Origin of the sequence: Rhizobium sp. Root482 (genome assembly GCF_001426565.1) — a bacterium.
In the GTDB taxonomy this organism is placed as follows: domain Bacteria; phylum Pseudomonadota; class Alphaproteobacteria; order Rhizobiales; family Rhizobiaceae; genus Pararhizobium.
In genome coordinates this window covers 1-24,822 of the sequence record NZ_LMFA01000015.1, presented here as the reverse complement: position 1 = coordinate 24,822, position 24,822 = coordinate 1, and the positions used below count along the sequence as shown (strand labels likewise).

At 60.6% G+C, this 24,822-nt stretch carries 27 protein-coding genes and 2 pseudogenes; 20 read left to right on the top strand and 9 right to left on the bottom strand.

Annotated features, from left to right (window positions below):
* Window positions 1-184 precede the first annotated feature (184 nt).
* From ASD31_RS11965 to ASD31_RS11950, 5 genes are all read right to left on the bottom strand, one after another.
* Window positions 185-460, bottom strand: coding sequence for a hypothetical protein (locus ASD31_RS11965; protein WP_056333534.1), 276 nt, complete (start codon window positions 458-460; stop codon window positions 185-187).
* 30 nt (window positions 461-490) lie between these two features.
* Window positions 491-772 (bottom strand): recombinase family protein, encoded by a 282-nt coding sequence (locus tag ASD31_RS25490; protein ID WP_244483833.1) that lies wholly within the window; start codon window positions 770-772, stop codon window positions 491-493.
* Between the two features lie 79 nt (window positions 773-851).
* Window positions 852-1,001, bottom strand: coding sequence for a hypothetical protein (locus ASD31_RS25945; RefSeq protein WP_156392624.1), 150 nt, complete (start codon window positions 999-1,001; stop codon window positions 852-854).
* A gap of 551 nt (window positions 1,002-1,552) precedes the next feature.
* A complete protein-coding gene (locus ASD31_RS11955; protein WP_244483831.1) occupies window positions 1,553-2,380 on the bottom strand; it encodes an epoxide hydrolase family protein in 828 nt (275 codons plus the stop codon).
* 84 nt (window positions 2,381-2,464) lie between these two features.
* Window positions 2,465-3,019, bottom strand: a complete 555-nt coding sequence (locus tag ASD31_RS11950) for a TetR/AcrR family transcriptional regulator (RefSeq protein ID WP_056333530.1) — start codon at window positions 3,017-3,019, stop codon at window positions 2,465-2,467.
* Between the two features lie 159 nt (window positions 3,020-3,178).
* On the opposite strand from ASD31_RS11950, the gene ASD31_RS11945 reads away from it, so the two are divergent.
* From ASD31_RS11945 to ASD31_RS11935, 3 genes are all read left to right on the top strand, one after another.
* On the top strand, window positions 3,179-3,709 hold the full coding sequence (locus ASD31_RS11945) for an NADPH-dependent F420 reductase (RefSeq protein WP_200952183.1): 531 nt from the start codon (window positions 3,179-3,181) through the stop codon (window positions 3,707-3,709).
* A gap of 157 nt (window positions 3,710-3,866) precedes the next feature.
* On the top strand, window positions 3,867-4,808 hold the full coding sequence (locus tag ASD31_RS11940; protein WP_056333528.1) for an SDR family oxidoreductase: 942 nt from the start codon (window positions 3,867-3,869) through the stop codon (window positions 4,806-4,808).
* Window positions 4,805-5,476, top strand: coding sequence for an NADPH-dependent F420 reductase (locus tag ASD31_RS11935; protein WP_320409397.1), 672 nt, complete (start codon window positions 4,805-4,807; stop codon window positions 5,474-5,476). Before ASD31_RS11940 ends, ASD31_RS11935 begins: the two co-directional genes overlap by 4 nt.
* A gap of 135 nt (window positions 5,477-5,611) precedes the next feature.
* Here the strand turns inward: ASD31_RS11935 and ASD31_RS11930 are convergent, their stop codons facing one another.
* Window positions 5,612-6,505: a LysR family transcriptional regulator gene (locus ASD31_RS11930; RefSeq protein ID WP_056333522.1), complete on the bottom strand. Its 894-nt coding sequence runs from the start codon at window positions 6,503-6,505 to the stop codon at window positions 5,612-5,614.
* Window positions 6,506-6,836: 331 nt separating this feature from the next.
* On the opposite strand from ASD31_RS11930, the gene ASD31_RS11920 reads away from it, so the two are divergent.
* Together ASD31_RS11920 and ASD31_RS11915 are read left to right on the top strand one after the other, a co-directional pair.
* On the top strand, window positions 6,837-7,571 hold the full coding sequence (locus ASD31_RS11920; protein ID WP_056333515.1) for an SDR family NAD(P)-dependent oxidoreductase: 735 nt from the start codon (window positions 6,837-6,839) through the stop codon (window positions 7,569-7,571).
* 75 nt (window positions 7,572-7,646) lie between these two features.
* Window positions 7,647-8,249: an NADPH-dependent F420 reductase gene (locus tag ASD31_RS11915; protein WP_056333512.1), complete on the top strand. Its 603-nt coding sequence runs from the start codon at window positions 7,647-7,649 to the stop codon at window positions 8,247-8,249.
* A 110-nt stretch (window positions 8,250-8,359) separates the two neighbouring features.
* Here ASD31_RS11915 and ASD31_RS11910 read toward each other — a convergent pair whose 3' ends face one another.
* Both ASD31_RS11910 and ASD31_RS11905 read right to left on the bottom strand, forming a co-directional pair.
* Window positions 8,360-8,941: a HutD family protein gene (locus ASD31_RS11910; protein WP_156392623.1), complete on the bottom strand. Its 582-nt coding sequence runs from the start codon at window positions 8,939-8,941 to the stop codon at window positions 8,360-8,362.
* A 119-nt stretch (window positions 8,942-9,060) separates the two neighbouring features.
* Complete coding sequence (locus ASD31_RS11905; protein WP_056333541.1) at window positions 9,061-10,269, bottom strand: hydantoinase/carbamoylase family amidase; 1,209 nt, start codon at window positions 10,267-10,269, stop codon at window positions 9,061-9,063.
* Window positions 10,270-10,413: 144 nt separating this feature from the next.
* On the opposite strand from ASD31_RS11905, the gene ASD31_RS11900 reads away from it, so the two are divergent.
* The 6 genes from ASD31_RS11900 (at window position 10,414) to ASD31_RS11875 (ending at window position 16,047) form a co-directional block, all read left to right on the top strand.
* Window positions 10,414-11,322 (top strand): LysR family transcriptional regulator, encoded by a 909-nt coding sequence (locus ASD31_RS11900; protein WP_056333506.1) that lies wholly within the window; start codon window positions 10,414-10,416, stop codon window positions 11,320-11,322.
* A 131-nt stretch (window positions 11,323-11,453) separates the two neighbouring features.
* Window positions 11,454-12,464, top strand: a complete 1,011-nt coding sequence (locus ASD31_RS11895) for a hypothetical protein (protein WP_056333503.1) — start codon at window positions 11,454-11,456, stop codon at window positions 12,462-12,464.
* 29 nt (window positions 12,465-12,493) lie between these two features.
* The gene (locus ASD31_RS11890) at window positions 12,494-13,426 is read left to right on the top strand and encodes an ABC transporter substrate-binding protein (RefSeq protein WP_082520543.1); all 933 of its coding nucleotides are present in this window, start codon (window positions 12,494-12,496) and stop codon (window positions 13,424-13,426) included.
* Window positions 13,426-14,310 (top strand): amino acid ABC transporter permease, encoded by an 885-nt coding sequence (locus tag ASD31_RS11885; protein WP_082520542.1) that lies wholly within the window; start codon window positions 13,426-13,428, stop codon window positions 14,308-14,310. The genes ASD31_RS11890 and ASD31_RS11885 overlap by 1 nt, the downstream gene beginning before the upstream one ends.
* Window positions 14,307-15,086, top strand: coding sequence for an amino acid ABC transporter ATP-binding protein (locus ASD31_RS11880; RefSeq protein WP_056333497.1), 780 nt, complete (start codon window positions 14,307-14,309; stop codon window positions 15,084-15,086). The genes ASD31_RS11885 and ASD31_RS11880 overlap by 4 nt, the downstream gene beginning before the upstream one ends.
* Before the next feature lie 16 nt (window positions 15,087-15,102).
* Window positions 15,103-16,047, top strand: a complete 945-nt coding sequence (locus tag ASD31_RS11875) for an arginase family protein (RefSeq protein ID WP_056333494.1) — start codon at window positions 15,103-15,105, stop codon at window positions 16,045-16,047.
* Window positions 16,048-16,276: 229 nt separating this feature from the next.
* On the opposite strand, the gene ASD31_RS11870 is transcribed toward ASD31_RS11875, so the two are convergent.
* Window positions 16,277-17,509, bottom strand: coding sequence for a LysR family transcriptional regulator (locus ASD31_RS11870; RefSeq protein WP_056333491.1), 1,233 nt, complete (start codon window positions 17,507-17,509; stop codon window positions 16,277-16,279).
* 110 nt (window positions 17,510-17,619) lie between these two features.
* On the opposite strand from ASD31_RS11870, the gene ASD31_RS11865 reads away from it, so the two are divergent.
* From ASD31_RS11865 to ASD31_RS25485, 9 genes and pseudogenes are all read left to right on the top strand, one after another.
* Window positions 17,620-18,354: a PIG-L deacetylase family protein gene (locus ASD31_RS11865; RefSeq protein WP_056333538.1), complete on the top strand. Its 735-nt coding sequence runs from the start codon at window positions 17,620-17,622 to the stop codon at window positions 18,352-18,354.
* Complete coding sequence (locus tag ASD31_RS11860; RefSeq protein WP_056333489.1) at window positions 18,351-19,025, top strand: 4-carboxy-4-hydroxy-2-oxoadipate aldolase/oxaloacetate decarboxylase; 675 nt, start codon at window positions 18,351-18,353, stop codon at window positions 19,023-19,025. Before ASD31_RS11865 ends, ASD31_RS11860 begins: the two co-directional genes overlap by 4 nt.
* A 47-nt stretch (window positions 19,026-19,072) precedes the next feature.
* Window positions 19,073-19,957, top strand: coding sequence for an NAD(P)-dependent oxidoreductase (locus tag ASD31_RS11855; protein ID WP_056333487.1), 885 nt, complete (start codon window positions 19,073-19,075; stop codon window positions 19,955-19,957).
* Between the two features lies 1 nt (window position 19,958).
* Entirely contained in the window at window positions 19,959-21,479 is a 1,521-nt protein-coding gene (locus tag ASD31_RS11850) for a tripartite tricarboxylate transporter permease (RefSeq protein WP_056333484.1), read from the top strand.
* A 27-nt stretch (window positions 21,480-21,506) separates the two neighbouring features.
* On the top strand, window positions 21,507-22,496 hold the full coding sequence (locus ASD31_RS11845; protein WP_056333480.1) for a tripartite tricarboxylate transporter substrate binding protein: 990 nt from the start codon (window positions 21,507-21,509) through the stop codon (window positions 22,494-22,496).
* The gene (locus ASD31_RS11840; RefSeq protein ID WP_056333478.1) at window positions 22,493-22,999 is read left to right on the top strand and encodes a tripartite tricarboxylate transporter TctB family protein; all 507 of its coding nucleotides are present in this window, start codon (window positions 22,493-22,495) and stop codon (window positions 22,997-22,999) included. The genes ASD31_RS11845 and ASD31_RS11840 overlap by 4 nt, the downstream gene beginning before the upstream one ends.
* Before the next feature lie 25 nt (window positions 23,000-23,024).
* Window positions 23,025-24,092 carry a 4-oxalomesaconate tautomerase gene (locus ASD31_RS11835; protein ID WP_056333536.1) on the top strand — a complete coding sequence of 356 codons (1,068 nt, stop codon included), beginning with the start codon at window positions 23,025-23,027 and terminating at the stop codon, window positions 24,090-24,092.
* 22 nt (window positions 24,093-24,114) lie between these two features.
* Window positions 24,115-24,383: pseudogene (locus tag ASD31_RS11830) on the top strand (type II toxin-antitoxin system ParD family antitoxin).
* A pseudogene (locus ASD31_RS25485) lies at window positions 24,380-24,664 on the top strand (type II toxin-antitoxin system RelE/ParE family toxin); the annotation flags it as partial. The pseudogenes ASD31_RS11830 and ASD31_RS25485, both read left to right, overlap by 4 nt.
* Window positions 24,665-24,822 lie beyond the last annotated feature (158 nt).

Here is a 24,822-nt window from a genome sequence, read left to right as displayed (position 1 = left end):
CCGGCGAGTTCCAAGACCAGTTTCTCACGCGTGGCTTCCAGTTCATCGAGCTGGTCGTCCAGGATCGCAAGGCGCGGCCGGCCTTCCGAATGCCGCTCCTGGATTTGCTGCATCAGGCTGGTCTGGGTTGCCTTGATTTTTGCGAGTTCTGCCGCCACCTGATCCTTGCGGGAGGGGACGCTCTTTAGCTTGTCACCTCATGGGTAATCATCTTCTGCGAAATACGGTCGAAGATGTCGATGGAGTAGAAGGCGACCGGAATGCAGTTGAGGACGCACTCTTCGAGTTCCTGGCGCGTAATCGTCTTGCTGTTGCTGCAGCATTCGCCGCCAAGCTCATCGATCGGCAGACGCTTCTTGCGGTTGGTGCAGCTATAGCGGTCCTTTCCGCTGATCGCATAAGGCCCGCCGGATTCGGCACATTGCAGGATCCGGCTCAGGAGATATTCCGGACGGTGCATGCCATTGAGACGGTTGGTCGAAGATGCGTCCTAGTCTTCACGCGTCTCGACCTGGAGCTTCTTCACCTTGGCCCACAGCTCATCCGAAACGATCCTGAGATCAGGACGGTCATGAAAAACCCAGTTCCTTGTCATTGGTGAGTGAGTGCGCCGTTCGGTTGCCGGGTTTTTGCGGTAGTTCTGCTTGTTCCAGATCATCTTGCCAACATAGAGAACATTGTTCAAGATGCCGGTCCCGTCAGTGACACTGTCCCGGATGGTGGTGTCGCGCCAGTACTTGGTGCGTGCCCCTGGGACGCCCTGGTCGTTCAGTTTCTGTGCAATGTCAGCCGGTGATAAGCCATCGGCATACTCCTTGAAGATTCAGCGCATAATCTCTGATTTGATCGGGTCAAATGTCCCGTAGCCCCTTGATGCGGTCACCATTGGCATCGCGCTGCTGGGAGAGCTTGTAGCCGTAAGACAGGCACATTGTTGCCTTACCCTTGCGTACCGCCGTCTTCATGCCTTCGCGCGTCCGGTAGCGGATTTGCTTGACCATCTCTTAGCTGAGCGCTGCGCGCAACGCCAGTTCCATGTCGGTGATAGGCGTGCTTGCGTGGACGGTCCAAAGCTCGACGTCGCGGTAGCAGCGGCCTGCATCGGCGGCAAGCATTGCCGGACCAGTTAGAGCAGCAAGAGTAATCCCTGCCGACCGCCCAAACCCCCTCAGGCGGTGGACCAAGCCGCATGCTCCGAAAACCGCTCTTTATGACCTGTTCCAGTTCGTGGCGCGATTACGCCAAGGCCGGAACGACGCTCTTATATCTTCGGCGAGCGCCTGCGGTTGCTCCAGGGCGGCAAAATGCCCGCCCCGCGGCATTTCCGTCCAGCGTTCCACCTTAAGGGCGCGTTCGATCCAGGATCGGGGAGGAATGGGCAGTTCCTTTGGAAAATGCGCGATCGCGAAGGGTACGTCGCATGGGACTAGACCTTCCAGTGCGAGAGGCGATTTCCGGTTCTCCTTGTAGAGGCGCAAAGATGCGTCGATGCTGTTGCCGAACCAGTAGAGGCAGATGTTCGTCAGCAACCGATCAAGCGAAATCAGGTCTTCTAGGTTCCGTCGTTGTCTGTCCAGCTTTCGAATTTCTCCAAAATCCAGGCAGCCAATCCGGTCGGGCTATCCGTAAGTGCGTAGGACAGCGTCTGGGGTTTCGTTGCCTGAAGGAGCGAGTATCCACCCTCTTCAGCGGCGAATGCGGCGGCCCGCTCGTGAAATTCAGTCTCCTGCGAGTTCAAGGCTGGTGTTCGCTGGTCAAGTGGCGGGCGGAACCCGGCCGACACGTAGTTCAGGTGAACACCGGCGACATTTCGAGGATACAGCACGCCAAGCCATGTCGAGACGCCCGAGCCAATGTCACCGCCCTGTGCAAAGTATCGTTCGTAACCAAGCATCTGCATGAGATCGTGCCAAAGTTCAGCGATGCGGCGGCTGTTGGTTCCGGGACCTTCCGGCGCCGACGAAAACCCGAATCCGGGCAGCGAAGGAACCACCACGTCAAATGCGTCGCTAGGATCGCCGCCATGGCTCGCCGGGTCGGTCAGGTGTTGAATGAGCGTCTCGAACTCGAGGAACGAACCTGGCCAGCCATGTGTCAGAACAAGCGGAACCGGGGCAGGGCCGAGGCCAATTTTGTGAAGGAAGTGAACGGAATAGCCCCGGATGTCGGCCTTGAAATGGGGCAACTGATTGAGACGCGCTTCCTGCGCGCGCCAATCAAATTCCTCACGCCAATAGTCCATCAGCGTGCGCATGAACGGCAAGCTTATACCGTCCTGAGAATCGATCTGAAAAATCGCCCCCGGAAGCCTGGAATACCGGAGCCGGCGCTTGAGGTCGTCGATTTGCTCTTCGGGAATTTCGATCTTGAAGGGGCGCACGGCTTATCTCCGGTGATGCGGCTCTCCTGTAATTGCACGCCGCGCAAGAGTTCATAATTCACCTGACTGGCCCGGGTCCTTGGTTCAGCCGACGCGACCTAAAAGGACGGTGCTCGTGATGAGGTGAACGAGATGATCCGCCCTCGGCGCGAACGATGGCTGGTCGACCGCCCAGCCGAGAGCCGTCATCAGCGCGAAAAGGTCGTCTCCGTTCATGTCGGGGCGTGCCGTGCCCTCTGCCTGGGCATTCGACAACAGTCGCGCGCTCGTCGAGTGCACCGCCGCGCACGATGCGTAAAGCGCTGAGGCCGGGTTCGTGTGGGCCGCTGCCATCATGGTCACGACACCCCTATAGCTCCGGGCGAACTCCACCCATTCCCGAATCCATGACCTGAGCGCTACGTCAGGCGGATTCGACGATTCCAGCGCGACGGCTTTCTGGGTCAGCGCATCCAGGTTCGTGCACAGCAAGGCTTCGAACATCGCCTCTCGTGTCGGGAAATGACGAAGCAGAGTGGCTAATCCAACGTCGGCCCGACGGGCAATATCGCGCATCGAGGCGTCGGATCCATGCTCGGCGATCACCGTGCGCGCGACCTCCAGAATGCGGCCGTAATTTTTTTTCGCGTCTGCTCGCATAGTTTTGCCTTGATAAATGGATCAGTGAACCGTATATGTGGAGCACTGATCCATATAAATGGATCGCTGATCCGTTAGATACAATGCCTCCCCGTTATTGGCAACCGGGCGCTACCCACGACGCGAAGAAAATCCTCGAAAAAGGCAAGGAGCAGGAACATGGGTACAATCAGTATAATCGGCTCCGGCGGGATGGCAGCGTCTATCGGCGGCTTAGCCGCCAAGGCTGGACACGCTGTCGAAGTGACCAGTCGTGATGCCGCCAAGGCGGGGGCGCTTGCTCTTGAAATCGGAGCTGATGCGACGGCGGGAGGGTTCGGCGAGGCCCCATCCGGGGACATCGTCATCCTGGCCGTTCCTTACTCAGCCGCTCTCGATGTTGTGAGGCAGTACGGCGAAAAGCTGGCGGGCAAGATACTTGTCGACATCACCAACCCCATCAAATCCGACCTTTCGGGTTTTCTGACCCCTCCGGACAGTTTCGGAGCAAAGGAGATCGCCAAGGTTGCCCCCGCGAATACGATAGTCGTCAAGGCCTTCAACACCCAGAACGCCCGCGTCTTGGCGTCCGGTCCAGTCCAGGGCCATCCCCTGGACGTGTTTATTGCCGGAGACGACGCGCAAGCGAAGGCACGCGTTCGGCGTTCATTGAGAGCCTCGGACTGCGCGCGATGGATACCGGTCCGCTGATCATGGCCAGGACGCTGGAGCATGCCTGCATGTTGTGGCTGGGCCTCATGGCCCATTCCCTCAAACACGGCAACTTCGCAATCGGCGTCAGCCTTCCTGGTTGAGCCCACCGACAACGTAATTTCTCAAATCCCCATCACTCACAAGGAACAGTATCATGCACGTTTTCGTCACAGGTGGGACCGGCCATTCCGGTCCGTATATTATCTCCGACCTCATCGCGGCCGGACACGAAGTCACCGGACTGGCCCGATCGGACGCAGCCGCTTCATCGATATCCGCGCTCGGTGCAAAGGTTCGTCGCGGTGATATTTCCGACCTCGACGGCCTTAAGGCGGCGGCCGCGGAGGCCGATGGCGTTATCCACGTAGCCCACAGACAAGACCTGCTGCCTTCCGGCGGGCTCGACGCCGTAGCCGCCGCGGAGGTCTCGATCATGCTCGCATACGGTGAGGCTCTGGAGGGCACAGGAAAGCCGCTGGTCGTCTCGGGAAGCATCGGCTCGCCCGGTTGGGACGGCCTTGGTAGGCCGGCCACTGAGGAGGACCCTGCTCTTCCGGGAGGCGACGTTTATAAAGGCACCCTACGGGCTCGCAATATTGTAGAAACGACCGTGATCGGCCTGGCGGAGCGGGGAGTGCGGTCTTCGGTCGTGCGGATTCCACCGGTCATGCACAGCACGACAGACAATGCAGGCTTTATCCCGCTGCTGATCGGGCTTGCCAAGGAAAAGGGCGTCATCGGCTATCCCGGCGACGGCAACAATCGTTGGCCGGCCGTGCATGCTCAAGACCTTGCTTCCCTGTTCCGTCTGGCCCTTGAGAAGGGCGAAGCTGGAAAAGCCTGGCACGGAATCGAGAGTGAGGGCATCCGCTTCCGCAAGATCGCAGAGGCTATCGGCAGCCGTCTGGGCTTGCCCGCGGTGAGCATTCCCGCGGATGTGTTAATGTTGCCAGGATACTTCGGGTTCCTCGCGAATCTGGTCACCCTGGACGTCCCCGCGTCGAACGCCATCACGCGCCAGGCTTTGGGATGGGAACCCGCACAGCCCGGCCTGCTCGAAGACTTCGATAACGGCCATTACGTCCCGGCTGTCTGACCCGTTTAGAAATCACCGACAAATTCAACTCTTTCAGGAGACTAGACATGAGCACGATCAGCATCATCGGCTCGGGAACCATGGCCGCCGCGATCGGCGACCGTGTTGCCAAGGCAGGACATAATGTAGAAGTCATCAGCCGTGACCCGGCCAAAGCAAAGGCGCTTGCCGAACGGCTGGCAACCGGAGCGACCACAGGGGCATACGGAGCCGCGCCTTCGGGCCACATCGTAATCCTAGCCGTACCATATAGCGGTGCTGCGGCTGTGGTGTCCGATTTCGGAGAAACGCTCGCTGGCAAGGTGATCATTGACGTCGCTAACCCCGTCAATGCCGATCTGTCGGGCCTCGTGACACCACATGGCAGTTCGGGCGCAGAAGAGATTGCCAAAGGTCTGCCCGCCGATGCACATCTCGTGAAGGCATTCAACACGATCTTCGGTCACGTCCTGGCGAAGGGGGGCCGTCTCGATGCTTTCTTTGCTGCCGACGATCCGCAGGTCAAAGCGCGTGTGTCGACTTTTCTCGAGAGCCTGGGCCTGCGTCCATTCGATGTCGGCGGCCTGCAGATGGCCCAGACGCTCGAAGCACTCGGCCTGATGATGATCGGCCTGGCCAGGAACGGTGCCGGCACCTGGGACTTCGCCATGAACATTGACCTCGGCTGAGCCGCCGACACGTCCCCATGGTCACTTCACACAGGATGAGACCTTACGGCGGCGGCCGATAAGAAGAGGAGTGACTATGCCTGGCTCGCTTCAACGTGCATGACCGACTTGCGCGTTGGCGGCAACGGATGGGTACTACTCGCGCTCTATGGACAGTCCCGCGAGACGCGGCGCGTACGCGGTAAGCCTGCGGGATACGAATTCCGTGAAGAGCCGCACGCGCTTGGTCTTGCGTGCCTCCCCCTGGGTGAGAAGCCAGACCGCTCCGTACAGGTGTAGATTTGTGTCCGGCACCCTTACCAGGAGGGGATCGGCATCTCCCACGAAACACGGCAACGTCGTGATGCCGATCCCTTGCCGCACCGCCGCGACCTGCGCCTCGAAGTCCGTGGTCCTGAACGGAGTGCCCGTTACCCGAGACTCTCCCTCACTGGTCCAGGCAGGTACGCCATGGCCGCTTATGGCGATCCACCTGGGTTCCGGCCCGCCCGTTTGCCACGCGGCCAGTCGGTCGGCAGATATGTAGAAGCCTCCGAACACTTCCGCTCCCTTCAGTCCATGAAGATTGAGGGGCAGGGTTTTGCGGTCGTAGACGACGCGGATCGCGACGTCGGCCTCCCGGTTGGTCAGGTTCGCCAACGCGCCCGACGACGAAACGTCCATTTCGATATCGGGATGCAGAAGGGCGAACTCGGCGAAGTCCGGCATGAGCAGATATCCTGCGAGAGGCGAGGGCAGTGTCACCCGCAGAAGCCCGCGTACGCTCTGATCGCGCCCTAAAACACGCGTTTCAAGCTGATGTGAGGACGCCTCCATTTGCTCGGCGAGTTCACGCACTTCCTCCCCGGCAACCGTTACCCGGTAGCCGGAAGGCAGCTTCTCGAACATCTGCGTGCCGAGACGCTCTTCCAGGTGAGCGATGCGTCGAAGAACAGTCGCGTGGTTCACCCCGAGGCGCTCGGCGGCAGCCCGCACCGAACCGGCACGCGCGACGGCGAGAAAATAGCGAACATCATCCCAGTCGATCATGGTGCAAACCAGCACCGCCAGGGTGCGCCTTCCAAAAGTGATTAGGTCACCCGTCGTACAGTAATTCGGAACGACACCAAAGGCATATCGCTGTTTCACCTGGCGTTGGTTGTCGGTTCGTGATCGCCATCGTTTGCATCGGTTAACCGTTCCGGATCGTTTTCGCACCGCCGTTGTGCATGTTTCCGGACTGAACGCGCGGACAAAGCACGTCTATCTTGAGGTCATCGGCTGTCCAGATGTCCGGGAGCAGCCTGAATGCGGATGTCGCCGGAATGCTGGAAAGCATCATCTCGTCGGCATCCGCCCAACCACGCAAAGGATGCATGACATGAACAGACTGAATGGAAAGACAGCCGTCATTACAGGTGGCGCGACTGGTATCGGCCTTGCCGCCGCAAAGCGCTTCATCGAGGAAGGTGCCTTCGTCTTCATCTACGGTCGCCGCCAGGCAGCGCTCGACGCCGCTGTGGCCGACCTCGGCCCCAATGCGCGCGCGGTAAAGGGCTCGGTCTCCGATCAGGCCGACCTCGATCGGCTCTATGCGGCGGTGAAGGCCGAGCGCGGAACCCTCGACATCATCTTCGCCAATGCCGGAGCGGGAAGCCAGCTTGCGCTCGGCAAGATCACCGCTGAGCACATTAACGAAACCTTCGATACCAATGTGAAGGGTACGATCTTCACCGTCCAGCAGGCGCTTCCGCTGATGGGCCAGGGTGGTTCGATCATCCTGACCGGATCAAGCGCCGGCACGACCGGCGCCCCGGGAATGACCGCCTACAGTGCCAGCAAGGCGGCCGTGCGCAACCTCGCGCGAACCTGGGCGGAGGACCTGAAGGGCACCGGCATCCGGGTAAACGTGCTGTCGCCTGGGGCGACGGCGACCGAACTCGCGAAGGAAGCGTTGGGCGAGGAGGGCCAGAAAGTCTTTGCCGCGATGACACCGCTCCAGCGCATGGCCGATCCGGCGGAGATCGGTGCCGTAGTCGCCTTTCTCGCGTCGCCGGACAGCAGCTTCATGACCGCCAGCGAAGTCGCCGTCGATGGCGGTCTCGCGCAACTCTGACGCACTTCGCGCCACCGGGTGCTCCGAACGATCGTTTGGAATGCTCGGTGGCGCGGTCGACACAAGGAGATTGATATGAGCTATGCAATTATCGGCTTCGGCAATATCGACAAGGCCCTGGCCAAAGCGTTTGCCCGCATGGGCATCGAAGTATCCGTCGCCTCCACGCGCGACCCCAGAAGCTTTGCAGCCGATGCGGCCGCGATCGGCCCCACGATTGTTCCAAGGAAGCTGGAGGACGCGGTCAAGGCGGACATCATCTTTTTGGCTGTTCGTTTCGAGCAGCACCCGGATATTGCGAAGGCGCTGCCTGCTTGGCAGGGTAAGACGATCGTTGACATGACCAATGCCTACGGTGTGCCCCTTGAAGAAATAGGAGGACAGCCTTCTTCCAAGTTCATCGCGCAGGCTTTCTCTGGTGCAAGACTGGTCAAGGGCTTCAACCATTTGGTCGCTGCTACCCTTGCCCAGGATCCGGCCTGCCATGGTGGCAGGAGAGTCGTGTTCCTGTCGAGCGACGATGACGCTGCCGCAGCGAAGATCGGTTCCCTCGCTCAGAACCTCGGTTTCGCGCCGATCAATCTCGGCGGGCTATCGGAAGGCGGGCTGCTTGTGCATGCACGCGGGAACATCTGGGGTCAGCTAATCTTCAAGGACCTTGTCAAGCTCGACGGATAAACACCGGCGATTTTTGCCATCATTTCCAGGATGGTAGACTGACAAGCAGCAGGAGCAAGCCGACAAACACGCATTGGCGCGGGAGCCGTTCCGCCAGTCAACGCTGCGCGTCACAGATACCTGATATCGCCGACAATGCAGATTGCGTGGCCGATCGATTTAATACCGCAGGTTTGGCCGTTGAGTTTGCTCATGATCACCGTGTCGCCGGTATGGAGCAGCGCTTGGAATGCTTCGCATACGACCTCGGCCTGTCCCTCCTGAATGTGAATGAGCAGGATATCGCCTGCGGTAATTTCTCGACCCAGAGCAGGAACTTCCCACCGCGCCAGCGTGTGGTGAACTACCCCTCGTTTGGAAAGAAGGTTGAAATCCTGCATTGTCTCGCCACCAATCGCAGTGCCGATGATCTCTTCCTCACCTGCAAATACCAATGGCTCACTATCCCTGGACAGCACAGTTTCGCGATTTGCCGACTTGAGCAAGAGACTTCCGGCGGTGACGAAAAGCGAGCGATCCACGCCAGGATAGGAGGAGAAGGGGACTGTCCCGGACATCTCGGCAGTCGCAATCAACACGTCGAATTCCCCCTCGGCTTGCCTTGGCCATACCGCGATGTTCCGCCCAACGCCCATGCCATTCTTCCAAGGTGTTGGTGTCGTCTCGGCATGCCTGATGAGCGTTATTTCCACAGCGGTTCCTCTCCGTTCCAATCGGCATCGTCTGTGCTAAGGCGCGTGTGCCTTGATCTTCGGCTCTCGGCACGCTTCCGCCTGTTGATTTAAGGGCGCCGGCTGCCTGGGGGCGATTCTCATCCCAAACGCGCGACCACTTCGCACAGCACTTCCGCGCCTAATGCAAGATCGTCTCTATCGGTGTCTTCCGCGAAATCGTGACTGATGCCGCCCTTGGAAGGCACGAACAGCATGGCCATGGGTAGAACGCTCGAAACATTTGCAGCGTCGTGCAGGGCCCCGGACGGCATTCGACGCCAGAGTCCCGGAGCCAGTTGTTCGGCAGCTTTCGCCATAGCCTCCACCAGTGTCGCGTTCGACTGCGTCGGCGCAATCAGATCACAACCGAAATGCTGCCACCCGAGATGAAGGCTGTCGGCGGTCTCGCGCGCGGTCGCGTAGATGATCTCTGTCATCCGGTCGAGCCGCGCATCGTCGGCGTCTCGCCATTGGATCGTAAAGTCTGCCCGGCCAGGGACGATCGAATTGGCGTTGGGATGAAGATCGACATGGCCGACCGTCCATACGGTCTCCGGTGTGGCCACTTCGGCCAGTCGCCCGTTCACTGTGGAAACGAAATGGTTCAGGCCCTGAAAGGCGTCACGACGCAAATGCATCGGCGTCGTGCCGGCATGATTCTGCTCTCCAAGGAAGCTCATCTTTTCCGTTCGAATGCCGACGATATTCTCCACGACGCCGATGCGTTCACCGGTCGTGTCCAGTACAGGTCCCTGTTCGATATGGATTTCCAGGAATGCCGAGAACCGGTCCGTGGAGACCGACCGCGGCGCCGGCATGCCGGCGCGTTCCAGCCTGGCTTGGCCGAGGCGCAGTCCGGTACTGTCGCAGTATTCGTCGGCCTCCTCCAGTGACATCATGCCCGTCCAGACCCGACTTCCCGGAAGGGTCGAAAACCGCCCCTCCTCGTCTTGGAAGGACACGCAGGCAACCGGAGTGCCGCCCTGTTCCAGACTGGCGCGGGCGATCTCAAGTCCCACGATGACTCCATAGGCTCCGTCGAGCCAGCCGCCCTCGGGCTGGGTGTCGGAATGCGATCCGATCAGAATGCATTTTTCGTTTCCCGGCGGCAGGCCGAAGACATTGCCGATGGCGTCGATCGAAACCTCCAGTCCCGCTTGCTCCATGCGTTGAGCCAGCCATATCCGCGCCAGTCGGTCTGCCTCGGAATAGGCGGGGCGGACGACCCCGGTTTTTACAGCGCCAATACTGCGCAGCATGTCGAGATCCGCGAGCATCCGCTCGGTGTTTATCCTGAAGCTCGCCATCGTCGATTTCATCCTTCTCGGGAAGCCACGGCCGTTCTCCTCGCAGCGCCGTGAGCCTGCAGCATCGAGCCTACGCGGTGCGATATTGCGGAAACAGGTTCAAGATGATTAATTCACTTGCGGATTTGCGCAAGTGAGAGTTCGATGGCCCGCTTTTTGACTTCCAACTACGACATGCGTCACCTGCGCACCTTTCTCGCAGTCGTCGAGCATGGCGGCTTGTCTTCCGCCGCTTATCGGCTTGGCGTCAGCCTTTCCAATGTGAGCCGCGATCTATCCGCGTTCGAGACACGCCTCGGTCTCGAATTGTGCAGACGCGGCCGCGCCGGTTTTTCGCTCACGCCGCAAGGAGAGGACGTCTACCAGGCGGCAGTCGGACTGCGGTCGGCGCTGCAATCGTTCGAGGAGACCGTGGAAAACACGCGCCAGTCTCTTGGCGGAACCTTGATGCTGGGCACCATAGACAGCGTTATTACCAATCCGAATGCCGGAATAGTGGCTGCGCTGGGGAGGATGCATCGCATGTTCCCCGACATGCAGGTCAGTGTCAGCATGCATACCGTCTCCATCATCGACATGTATGTGCGCGACAGCAAGCTGGATGTCGGAATTACCGGCCAGCCGGAGGAACTGGAGCAACTGGTCTACGAACCGGCCTTTGTAGAAACCCACCAGCTCTATATAGCTCGTCACTCGCCCTATTTCGACCGCGCTTTCGAAATCGAGGAAAAGCACTTGGGGCATATGCCACCGCGCGTGCCCTACATCGCGCGGGATTACCGCACAGATATTTTCAGGCGATTCGAGCGCGAGTATCCGCTGCAAGTGGTTGCTCGCGGCAGCACGCTCGAGGCCATTCTAGCCTCTGTACTTGCGGGCGTCGGTTGCGCGTTGCTGCCCTCGCACCTGGTGCAGAACGCAGGCGATGTCCAGCTTGTCGAAATAAAGACACGACATACGCCGATCGACGTCCAGTTCCATTTCGCCTATCGGCGGGATGCAGCCAAGCGCCGCGCGATCCGCGCCATGCTCGACTGTTTCCGCAAACGCTAGCGCGGACTTTCTGACAGTCGTTACGCCGCCGCCATAACTTGCGAGTTTCGCAAATGAAATTGCGCCCTTTGAGCTTTTTCCGGCCTCCATTCCAGTAAAGGTTCGAGACCTTGCAATGTATGGAGGAATGCATGGCTGTTTCAACCTTGGCGCCAGCGGGCTCATCCCAGGATCAGATCTATGTCGAGTCCGAATGGGCCCCACTTAAGGAATGTGTCTATGGGTCGCCCGATACCTGGGTGCTGCCGGTGTTCCTCAGCGACGTGAAACTGCGTGCTCAAGGCGAGTTCGGCGAATTCTGGGCCAAGAACCAGGGCCGTGACGTCAAAGAGGCATCGCCGGAGCTGTTTGCGGAATTTAACAGCCAGATCAACGGCGCGATCGGCCTTCTGGAAAAGAACGGCGTGAAGGTCCATGTGGCCGGTGAGATCAGCGCGAACAACCGTAAATATCCGCGCGGGCAGGACCATGGCGTTTCGACGCCCTGGATGCGCGATCCTTTCGTGACCATCGGCAACAATGTGATCGAACTCGCGCCCCGCAGTTTCTTCCATCGCCGCCAGCGGTTCGCCATTCGCGACATCCTGGCGGCCACCATGGATCGCGGCGCACGCTACTTCTCCCAGCCCGATGGCGGGGCCGATGACTATAATGAAGGCCCCGGCTGGGGGTATCTGGAAGGCGGCGACGTCTTCGTGCTCGGCAAGGACATTCTGGTCGGCAATTCGGGCGGATGCAGCAATCCAGAAGGCGCGCGCTGGCTGCAGCACATGCTGGGGCCGGACTATCGCGTCCAGACGGTCAAGATCGATCCCATGTTCCCGCACCTCGACTGCGTGCTGATGACCCCGCGGGAGGGTGTCGCCGTCGCCTGCATGGAAGCGCTGCCTGAGGGGCTGCCGGCCTTCATGAAGGATTGGGACGTCTTTGCTGTTCCAAAGAGCCTCGCCAAGGGTCATATGGGTTGCAACAATCTTGTGCTTGACGACCGCACCGTGGTGGTTCCCTCGGAAGAGGCCCTGAATCCGGTGGCAGAGGCTCTTGCAGCCCGCAAGTTCGACGTCATTCGCATTCCCTATCGCGTGCCCTGCATGGCTGGCGGTTCTTTCCGCTGCGCCCATCAGCCGCTCATCCGCGTCTGAGGGCGCGGAATAGAAAACCGCCGCGCGTCATGGGCCGCGCGGTCAACTCACAGATAAAAACAACGGGACCGGGTTCACCCGGCCCAAAACAAGAGGAGAACATCATGCGGAAATTTTCGGCTATCCTGCCCGCCATCGCGATGCTGTCGTGTGTAGTATTTGCCTCGGGCAGCCTTGCAGCGCCGAACGAAAAGCTTCCCGAAGCGATAAAGGCATCGGGCGTTCTGGTGCTCGGCACGACATCCAGCATCGGCTTGCCCTGGACTGGCATCAAGGAAGGCACAAGCGACGTCTATGTCGGCGTTGAGCCCGACCTCGCCGCCGAGATCGCCAAGCGCCTGGGCCTGAAGCTCGAAGTAAACAATCTCGGCTTCGACTCGCTCATCCCGAGCCTTGAAGCCAATCGCATCAACTTCATCATGTCCGACATGCTGGACACTCCGGTCCGTCAGAAGAAGGTCGATTTCGTCGACCACATCATGGGCGGCTCCGCCATGATGCAGAAGACCGGCTCTGACAAGAAGATCGCTTCCCTTGACGACGTATGCGGCCTCAAGGCGTCGGCACTGCGTGGTTCCATGGAATCGCTGTCGATCGCCAAGCAGTCGGAAAAATGCGTCGCCGAAGGCAAGCCTGCCATCGAAGCGCAACTCTTCCCGGACACCGGCGCACAGATCACGGCCCTTACGAGCAATCGCACAGATGTCGCGATGAGTGACCTCATCTATGTCGGCATGCTTGCCAAGAAACAGTCCGAAAAGTTCACGATGGTCGGCGAGCCGTTCAACTTCGGCCCATGCGGCATTGCAGTGCCGAAGGCTTCGCCCCTTGGCCCGTTGATCGTTGAAACACTCGACTCGATGATTGCCGATGGCACCTATGCCGAGATCATGGAGCGGAATGGCTTCGTCCCGCAGTCTTACGTCACCAAGGCCGTCCTAAACGGCGGTGCAGACAAATAATGGCCGGGATCGGCAACCAGGCAGGGCTGCCGTCCGTGCTCACGGACGAGCAGCTCGCATCGGCGCAGTTGCTGCCGCGCAAGCAACCGTGGACATGGGTTGCGGCTGTCGCCGTCGTGCTGGTGCTTGCAAATGCGCTCTACTCGATCCTCACCAATCGAGGCTTCGGATGGCCCGTCGTCGGCGAGTATTTCTTCGCGCCGCAGGTGATGGCGGGCCTCTTCACCACGCTGATGCTCACTGCAATCTCGATGACGCTGGCTCTGCTACTCGGCATCATCGTCGCTGTTGCCGCCGCGAGTCGCAATCCGGTGCTGTCATCGGTCGCCAAGGGCTATATCTGGATCTTTCGCGCCATTCCGCTGCTGGTCCAGATCATCTTCTGGTACAATCTGGCGGCGCTCTATCCGAAACTCGGTTTCGGCATCCCATTCCTGCCGCCGGTCGTCGAATTCGATACCAATAGCGTGATCACCGCTATCAGCGCGGCGATTATCGCGATGTCCCTGAATGAAGGCGCCTACATGGCCGAGATTGTCCGTTCGGGCCTCAATTCGGTGGATTCAGGACAACGTGAGGCCGCCCGCGCGCTCGGCATGTCCTCCTGGGACTCTTTCCGACGCATCGTAATGCCGCAGGCCATGCGCGTCATCATCCCGCCAACCGGCAACGAGACGCTGTCCATGTTGAAATATACCTCACTGGTGAGCGTCATTGCGCTGCCCGACCTGCTTTATTCAACGCAGCTCATCTCCTCTCGCAACTTCGAAGTCATTCCAATGCTTCTCGTCGCCAGCCTGTGGTATCTGCTCGTCAGCACGATCCTGATGGTCATACAATCCGGCATCGAACGCCATTATGCCAAATCGGTGGTGCGCCCATGAGCGGCTCTGCGATGAATCCGATCCGTGCGCGCGGCATTCGAAAATCATTCGGTGCTCTGGAAGTCCTGAAAGGCGTCGATCTCGATCTGGCCAAGGGCGAAGTGCTGTGCATCCTCGGGCCTTCAGGCTCTGGAAAGAGCACCTTGCTGCGCTGCATCAACCATCTGGAACGTCCGGACGGTGGCATGGTCGAGTTGAACGGCGTGCCGGTAGGCTATCGTCTTTCGGGAACGACGTTCCGCGAGCTGCCCGAGCGCGAAATACAGAAGCAGCGCGCCGCCATGGGCATGGTGTTCCAGCGCTTCAACCTGTTTCCGCATCTCACAGCGCGCCAGAACATCATGGAAGCGCCGCGGCGGGTGCTCGGTCTGTCTGCTACCGAGGCATCGCAACGTGCGGAGCGTCTGATGAAGCAGGTCGGCCTCGCCGAGAAGGTCGACACCTATCCTGGCGCGCTTTCCGGCGGCCAGCAACAGCGCGTTGCGATTGCCAGGGCGCTCGCGATGGAGCCCTCCGTCATGCTTTTCGACGAACCCACATCGGCGCTCGACCCCGAGCTGGTCGGCGAGGTTCTTGACGTGATGCGTTCCCTTGCGGACTCGCACGCCATGTCGATGATCGTCGTGACCCACGAGATCGGTTTTGCCCGCAGCGTTGCCGACCGCGTCATGTTCATGGACGGCGGCGTCGTGGTGGAACAGGGCAAGCCCCAGGCCGTGCTGGCAAATCCTGAACACGAACGCACCCGCGCTTTCCTGCGCAGAATCCTAGAATAATTTTCGGAGTACAACCATGCTCGCCCCTTCATTTCCGACGTTCCTCGGCGCTGAAAACAGCATCGATCCCGCCGCTGTCAAAACACCCTATGCCTTCCTCGGCATCCCTTATGGCCCTTCCTATGAGGCGTGGGAATTGTCGGCGGCTGCCGGTGGCGCCGACGCTGTGCGTGCCGCGGCAGTGGCCCATGCCTATTCCCGCTTCCTCACACACTGGAATTTCGACATCGGCGAGCCGCAGTTCGAGGATGGCAAGCCGAACCTGACCGACCTTGGCAACATTGCCGGAAACGTGCGGGATCCGGAATGCATCGTTGACGATGCGGCAGCCGTACTCGGCCCGCTCGTCAAGGCTGGCGTCGTGCCTATCGTGATCGGCGGCATGGATTCCGTGCCTCCTATGCTGGTCGCTCCCTTCGAAGGTCAAGAGGACATCAACATCCTCCAGATCGACGCGCATATCGATTTTCGCGATGAGATCAATGGCCGTCGGGATGGCTTTTCCAGCCCGATGCGGCGTCTCCGTGACTATGTTTGTGTGCACGATCTCGTACAGGTCGGCGCGCGCTCCATTGGCAGTGCCCGCCGGCAGGAGGTCGAGGCTGCAATTAAAGCGGGCAATCGCATCGTCACGGCCTGGGACGTTCATGAGAATGGAGCAAAATCGGTCGCTGAATCGCTCGACCTTTCCCGACGGTGGGTTGTGTCGCTCGATTGCGACGGAATGGATCCGTCCGTGGCACCAGGTGTCGGTGCGATAGAGCCTGGCGGATTGACGTTTATGCAGACTGCTATCCTGCTGAACCACCTCGCCCGGAACAACCGTTTGGCAGGCATCGTCTTCACGGAATATCAGCCGGCCCGCGACGTGGGCGATGCAACGGCGCACGTCATTGCGCGCTTGATCCTTAATATTGTTGGTCTGCAGCGAGACCCGCAAGCCACTGCCATGCAGCGGTAACGGCCCAGGCCGCTTGCGTCCGTTACCATTTCGGCGGGATTTACGGGAATAATCCAGAACCCGCCGAATGATGTTGCACCAGACTTTCCGGAGCGTTCTGCCGTGGGTCGCGGCCATCACAGAGTGCCGCGCTGCGGCCAGAACCTTGCTGATGAAACAACGGGCTAGTACGCAACTTGTATTTGCTTTCGGCCAAAATCAAAAATGGCGCCGGCGAAAGCTGGGACTATTACGATTCTGGGCGTGACGCTGCTATGCGCATGTGATCGAGGAAAATAGATTGCAGCCTGCTAGGCAGCCAGGTTTCACGCGTGGTGATACCAATCGTGCGCCCGCCAAGCCGCTCTTGCACGTCTCCTGCGACGGGTAGGCAGGTCAACAGACCCTCGCGTTCTTCGACAGCGATCTGACGACGGGATAACATTGACAGGCGGTCGCTTTCCAGGATGATGGCGCGGGTCAGGACAAGCGAACTCGTCTCGATGCTGGCGCGCGGAGGAGCGGGGCATTTCTCGAACAGGGCGTTGAAAGCGGCACGAATGGGGGTCCCTTGCCGTTGGGCCACCCATTCCTGCACTGCGAGGTCGTTGAGCGATGCTCCCTTGCCGCATGCCTGAAGCGGGTGCCCCGGTCGGCCGACAACCGCGTAGGGATCGTCGAACAGCGCTTCCGTCTTCAGGCCTGCAACATCGTTTCCCGAGCGCAGCGCGCCGATGAGGATGTCGCTCGCCCCCACCCGCAACTGGTGGGACAGAAGCTCGAAGGACCCGTCAATCACCTCGATCTTGGCATTCGGATGGGCCGCCATCAGCGGATTGAGCGCGCGCGCCAGAAGCAGGGTGCGGGCAAGCGGGAGACTTGCGATCTTGATCCGGCCTTCCATGCGGCCTTCGAGTTCCTTCATCTCGTCGATAGCTTGCTCGATCTCAGTCAGAGCGATCTGCCAGCGCATGGCGAGGCGGCGCCCAACCGTATTCGGCGTCATGCCGCTTGGGCCGCGAACGAGGATCGTCTTGCCGACATTGGCTTGCAATTCGTGCAGCATCCGGTGGAGCGCTGCCGCCGAACTCCCACCCGCTCGTGCGGCATCGGTTATCGAGCCGCTGCCCGCAAGCGCAATCAGTGCCTCGATCTGGCGAAAGCTAATACGGGCTAGGCTTTTTGAAATCAGCGCGGGGTCGCGCTCGGAACTTGCCCCGAGCGCCTGTCTCAACGCCAGAGCGAGCTGATCTTCCATGCGGCGCAACCGCGCCAGAAGTACCTCGCCGGCGGTCGTCGGATGGCTGCCGGCGGTATAACGGGCAAGGAGTTTCACGCCAAAGCGCGCCTCGATACCCGCAAGCGCGACGGAAACCGACGGCTGCGAAACATTGAGCTCCATGGCCGCCCGGTTGAGGCTGCCCGTTTCACAGACCTGCATGAAGGCGCGCAGATGGCGAAGATTAAGGTCGGTAGCGATCATTGGTTCACATAACTTGATTCGTAAAAAACTATAACACGGCGCGGCTTTCGTATTAGCGCCATGAGCCTGATCGATGCAATTGTCCGGCCAGAAAGTGGAGGAGCATGGATATGCATCAAAAGACCGGACTCGTTGTCAGCGCACATTCGGCCGACTTCGTCTGGCGGGCCGGCGGCGCGATCGCGGCTCACGCAAAGCAGGGCTACAACGTCACCGTCGTGTGCCTCTCGTTCGGCGAGCGCGGCGAGTCCGCCAAGCTGTGGCGCAAGCCTGGCATGACACTCGGGGCTGTAAAGGCCGACCGCCAGCGCGAGGCGGAGAATGCCGCCAAAGCACTCGGCGTCCATGATATCCAGTTCTATGATCTCGGCGACTATCCGATGCAGATAACGCCGGAGGCGTTTGACAGGCTGGTTGACCTGTATCGCAAGATCCGTCCGGAATTCATGCTGACCCATTCCCGCCAGGACCCGTATAATTTCGACCACCCGATGGCGACCGAGTTCGCGCAGCATGCCCGCGTCATCGCCCAGGCGCATGGCCACAAGCCCGGCGAACCGGTGCTTGGCGCCCCGCCTGTGTATCTCTTCGAGCCGCACCAGCCTGAGCAATGCAACTGGAAACCCAATTTCCTTCTCGACATCACCGATGTCTGGGAGAAGAAGCTGGCCGCCATCAAGTGCATGGAAGGGCAGGAACATCTTTGGGAATATTATACCCGTGTCGCCCTTCAGCGCGGCATCCAGGCCGCACGCAATTCCGACTATAAGGTTACCTATGGCGAGGCCTATGAGGCGGTCTTCCCGCATGTTACCGGCACGCTTGGCCATGGAGCGCTGACATGAGCGTCGTGCACCGGACCATCGAGCGGACGCCGCTCGATGTTGTGAATGCCCTTGCGGAATGTGGCGTGGCAACCGTGCACGAGGCCATCGGCCGCGTCGGACTGATGCAGTCCTATATGCGGCCGATCTGGCGTGGCGCCCGGGTGGCCGGCACGGCGGTGACGGTGTCGATCCCGCCGGCGGACAACTGGATGATCCATGTGGCGGTGGAACAATGCCGGGAGGGCGACATTCTCGTCGTTGCCCCGACCTCCATCTGCGACGCCGGCTATTTCGGCGAATTGCTTGCGACGTCGCTCAAAGTACGCGGCGTGCGTGGCCTGGTTATCGAAGCCGGCGTTCGGGATCTTGCTGAACTCGAGGAGATGGGTTTTCCCGTCTGGTCGCGTTTCGTCTCTGCCCAGGGCACCGTCAAGGCGACGCTGGGCTCGGTCAACGTCCCGATCGTCTGTGCCGGTGCCAGCATCGCGCCCGGCGACGTCATCATCGCGGATGATGACGGTGTGATGGTCGTGCCGAAGGCCAAGGCTGAAACCGCGCTCCAGGCATCCAGGGCGCGGCTGGAAAAGGAGCGGCAGACGCGCGAGCGGCTCGCTGCGGGTGAACTGGGCCTCGACATCTACAAAATGCGCGATGCGCTTGCTGCCCAGGGGCTGACCTACATCGATTGATCGAAAGTCGGGGAAGGTGGAGGAACCTTCTCCGCACGGGAGGACGAATGACCACGATTGCTTTCATCGGCTTCGGCGAGGCGGCGCAATCCATCGCCGGCGGCCTCAACGGCCGCAACGCCGCGCGGCTTGCCGCCTACGACCTGCGGTTCAGGGATCCGACAGCCTCTGCCAGCCTGCGCTCCATCGCATCGGAGCGAGGCGTGCTGCCGCTCGACGACATTGCGGATATCGCTTCGGCGGATGTCGTCCTGTCGCTGGTTGTCGGCGCGGCGACCAGGGCCGTTGCCGCCTCGGCCGCTCCACATCTTTCTGCAAACGCCGTTTTCGTCGATCTCAACTCCGTCGGCCCCGATACCAAGGCGCTTGCTGCGAAGGAAATCGAGACCGGCAAGGGCAGCTTCGTCGAAGGCGCCGTCATGGCACGGGTGCCACCCTATGCGGAAAAGGTACCGATCCTCGTTGCCGGCAAGCGCGCGGGCGAGGTCGCCCAGCGGCTGAATGCACTCGGCATGAATCTCGAGGCCGTCGGCGAAACGCCCGGCCAGGCCTCGTCGCTGAAGATGATCCGTTCGGTGATGATCAAGGGCGTTGAAGCGCTGTTGATCGAGGCGCTGTCCTCTGCGGAACGGGCGGGCGTTACCGAACGCATCCTCGATTCTGTCGGAGAAACCTTTCCGGGGCTCGACTGGCGTCAGGTCGCGGACTACTACCTGTCGCGAACTTTCGAACACGGCGCGCGTCGCGTGACCGAGATGACCGAGGCGGCCGAAACCATCGAGGCGCTCGGGCTGAAGGCTTCCATGTCGCGGGCCGCCTGCGAGACGATCGGTAGTGCCCACGCAGCAATGAAGGATCAGGGACTTGCCGTGGCGGGCGGATACCGCGATTTCGTGCCCGTGCTGGCGCGCCGGCTGGCAAAGGATCTCTGACATGGATGGCATTCTCCAGTCGCTCGGCGTCATCTTTTCGTTTTCTGGCCTCGCTGTCCTCATCATCGGCGCTTTGCTCGGCATCGTCATCGGAGCGCTGCCGGGGCTCGGTCCCTCAATCGGGCTCAGCCTGCTCATACCTTTCACCTACAATCTCGGCCCCGAGCTCAGCATGCTGATGATGATCTCGCTCTATACCTCGGCGGAATATGGCGGCTCGATCAGTGCAATCCTGCTCTCGACGCCCGGCACGGCCGCGGCCGCGGCGACCGCCATTGACGGCTATGCTATGGCGCGGAAGGGCAAGGCGAACGAAGCTATCTCGATCTCGCTGACCGCATCCACCGTGGGCGGTGTTTTCGGCGGGCTGGCGCTGCTGTTGCTGGCGATGCCGCTGGCGTCGCTTGCTCTCAAGTTCGGCCCCGCCGGTTACTTCGCCGTCGGCGTGTTCGGGTTGACGTCGGTTGCCGCCCTGTCCGGTGGCTCGCTGGTCAAGGGCCTCGTCTGTGCAGCCTTTGGCCTCGCGCTCGCAACGATCGGCATCGACCCCATCGCGGGCACGCCACGGTTCACCTTCGGCCTGTTCGAGCTTTATGAAGGCGTACCGTTCCTCGCCGCCCTGATCGGTCTCTTCGCCGTGTCCGAAGCGCTGGTGATGATCGAGAACCGGGTGGCAGCCGCCCCCGTCATCAAGGACAAGGTCGGCCACGTCTTCATGTCGGGCGCACTTTGGAAAGAAACCTGGCGTTCCATGCTGTCCGGCTCGGTCATCGGCACGCTGCTCGGCATCCTGCCCGGCGTCGGCGGGAACATCGCCTGCTGGGTCGCACGCGACTATGCACGGGCGCGTGACCCACATCCGGAGGAATACGGCCACGGCTCGGCAAACGGCATCGCCGCGCCGGAAGCGTCCAACAATGCGACCGTCGGCGGGGCGCTCGTTCCGCTTCTGGCCCTTGGCGTGCCGGGTTCGCCGACGACCGCTATCATGGTCGGCGCGCTCATCATGCACGGCCTGCATCCCGGCCCGCAACTCTTCACCGAAGCGCCGTCGCTGGTCTATGCGATCCTCTTCGGCACGATCATCGCGTCGCTGGTGCAATATGCCGCCGGCTCGCTGTTCCTGCCGCTGATGGCGCGGGTGATGCGCCTGCCGGATGCGGTGATCGCCGTCGGTATCATGGCCTTTGCGGTGCTCGGCGCCTTCGCTATCCGCAACCTGATGTTCGACGTCTACCTGATGCTCGGCTTTGGTGTCGTCGGTTATCTCATGAAGAAGCTGCGCTTCCCCGTCGCGCCCATCGTTCTTGCCATGGTGCTCGGCTACCTCGTGGAATCCAACTACCGCACGGCGCTGGTTTCCTCGCAGGGCGACTACATGATTTTCATCACAGATCCGGTCAGCCTGCTGTTCCTCGTCCTCAGCCTCGTCAGCTTGCTGACGCCACTGTGGCGAGCACTCCAGGCCCGACGCGCGCGTCGGATCGACGTCGACGAAGCGGCGAACGGCACTGTGCGCTGATCAAAGTTCAACAGGAGGAGAAGACATATGACAATCAACAGAAGAACATTCGGGACGCGCATGGCCGGGGCAGCCCTTGGACTGGCGCTCGCTCTTTCGAGCGTCGCTCTACCGGCCCCGGCCATGGCGGCCGGGTTCCCGGAAAAGTCGGTGACGCTTGTGGTCTGGGCAGGTGCGGGGGGAGCACTCGACACCTATGGCCGCAAGCTCGCCGAGCTTCTGGAAAAGGAATCCGGCTGGAGCGTCAAGGTCGACAACCGGCCGGGCGGCAGCGGTGCGGTCGGTGTTTCACAGATCATGACGCAGCCAGCGGACGGCTACAACATCCTCGTCTTCACGGGAACGCTGACCTTCGGCATCGCCCAGGGCCTCATTCCCTTCGAGCTCAAGGACTTCCGCATGCTGCGCGCCATGCAGTCGGAGCCTTCCTCGCTGGCCGTTCTGTCCGACAGCCCGTTCAAGAGCGTCGATGACTTCGTGAAGTACATGAAGGAAAATCCGAGCGGACTGAAGGTCGGCGGTCATGCGCCGGGCGGTTTCCACCAGTACATGCTGTACCAACTCATGAAGTCGGGCGGGTTCGAGAGCGGCTGGATCCCGCATGACGCCTCCGGCAAGGTGACGCTCGCTTTGCTTGGCAAACATATCGACGCCGCCATGATGACTCCGTCGACCGGCCTTGCGCAGGTGAAAAACGGCGACATTAAGCTGCTGGGCGTTTCGACGGATAAGCGCAGCGAATTTCTACCCGACGTGCCGACCTTCAAGGAGCAGGGTTACGACATCGAGGGTGCGGTCTGGCGCGGTATCGCCGTGAAGGCCGGGACACCCGACGATGTCGTCACATCAATCCAGGCCGCCGTAGACAAGGTAACGGCGTCGGCAGACTGGAAGAAGTTCCAGACCGAGCAATTCCAGGACAGCCCGAACTGGAATGAGGAAGAATTCACCAAGCGGGCGGAAAGCGATCTCTCCAGCCAGCTCGAATTCCTCAAGGCGAACGGATACGCCCAATGATGAACAAGGCTTCGGCTGTTTCGAATTCCAACCTCTCCCCCGCACCGGGGGGAGAGGCCATCCGCAGCCACTTCTGGCAGAACCTCGTCGCGGCGGGCATCTTCCTGGCATGGAATGCGAGCTTCCTCATCATGAGCTTCGCGCTGCCGCCTGGACATTCTCGAGGCGACGTCGGGCCTGGTTCGCTGCCGATGCAGGTTTCCATCTTCGGTCTCATCGTCTCGACGGTCTATCTGATACAGGTCCTGCGCGGCATGGATCTCGGCGGATCGAGCGACAAAATCGACGTGCCGCGTGTCGCCGGCCTGCTCGGCCTCTTCATCGCCGTGGCGCTCAGCGCGAACTGGATCGGCCTTGCCCTCTGCCTTGGCATCGGAACGGGTGTGGCGACGCTGCTCTTTCCCGGGCAGAAACCGTTCGTGCGAGCACTCGCAACGGGTGTTGGCTTCTGGGTGATCGCCTATGGGCTGTTCGGCAAGTTGCTCGAACTTCCGCTTCCCTGAGCTGACTATAGTAGGAGTAATGGATATGACGCCGGATGGCATTGCGTGCATGATGATGAGGGGCGGCACATCGAAGGGGGCCTATTTCCTCGCCGCCGACCTGCCTGCAGATTCCGCGGCCCGCGACCGGCTTCTGCTTCGCATCATGGGCTCGCCTGATCCTCGCCAGATCGACGGTATCGGCGGCGCGGATCCGCTGACCAGCAAGGTGGCCATCGTGCGAGCCTCGACCAGGCCGGGCTTCGATGTCGATTATCTCTTCCTCCAGGTTTTCGTCGACCAGGCGCTTGTCAGCGACAGCCAGAACTGCGGCAACATACTTGCCGGTGTCGGCGCGTTTGCGATCGAGCGCGGGCTCGTCAAGGCCAGCGAGGGTGAGACCGTCATTCGCATCTATATGGAGAACACGGCACAATCGGCCGTGGCGCGAATCCGCACCGAGAACGGCCGGCCGGTTTATGTCGGCGATGCGCGGATCGACGGCGTGCCGGGGTCGGCAGCGCCTGTCTATCTCGCTTTCACCGACGCTGCCGGTTCTAGCTGCGGTGCGTTGCTGCCAACTGGTTCGGCCGCGACCGAAATCGACGGCGTGACCTGCACGTTGATCGACAACGGCATGCCGGTCGTCGTCATGCGTGCCACGGATTTTGGCCTCACAGGCTATGAAACCCGTGAGGAACTGGAAGCGAATGAAGCGGTCAAGGCGCGCATCGAGCGCATCCGACTTGCCGCCGGGCCGCTGATGAAACTCGGCGACGTCACGAAAAAATCCGTGCCCAAGATGACGCTCGTCGCTCCGCCGACCGGCGGCGGTGCCATCATGACCCGCAGCTTCATTCCTCACCGGGTGCACGCTTCAATCGGCGTCTTCGGTGCACTGAGCGTCGCAACGGCCTGCATGTTTCCCGAAAGCCCGGCCGCGGCCCTGGCGGCCCTCCCAGCCGGCGGCGATAAAACTATCGCCGTCGAGCACCCGACCGGCAGCATGGAAATTCTGCTTCGACTCGACGCGAATGCGCCCAGTGGTCTGGGCGAATGTTCATTCCTCCGGACTGCCCGTAAGCTATTCGACGGTCAGGCATACGCAAATTGAAGTCATTCCATGTTTGTCGGATATGGGGCCCTTCAAATGGAGGAGCACACCGCTTACGATGAATGTATCTCTACCGGATCCGATGAAGGGTTGGGTGGAGGCTCAAGCCAGGGCCGGGCGCTATTCCAATGCCAGCGACTACGTGCGTGACCTGATCCGACGCGGCCAGGCACGCAACCATAAGATCGCCGCCATGCAAAGCTTTGTCGATGCTGGGCTCCGAAGTGGTATTGCATACGATCAAAGGAGGAACTCTTTGCTGAGGCAATGACTCGTGCCGGCGAGTCATGAGTTTTGGCCTTTCAGTTGAGGCGGGAGAGGACATTATCGCGATTGCAGGCCAAGATGTCCGCATGTTTGGAGCAGGCTAGCCCAAGCGCTATCACGATGAACTCTTCGCTTTACTTGGCCTGATAGCTGCCAATCCCCGCGTCGCGCGCGAACGGGATAGGATCAATCCGTCCGCTGGAATTCACGCCTTTAAAGCGCATCTCATCGTTTATCGGATCGAAAATGATGAGACAGTTTTTGTAATACGAGTTCGCCATGGACGTGAAGATTGGGCAAGTAATTTAGCGTACCACGCATGGGGTCTCAGGTTCGATTCCATCAAGGAAGATCACGGAGCGTGTGTCCGACCCGGAGACATAGGTAACACCTCGTACCTAAGACATCGGTGACAACCTCGTGCCGAACGGGTTGTCGATGGTTTGCAAAGTCCTCTGCTCCA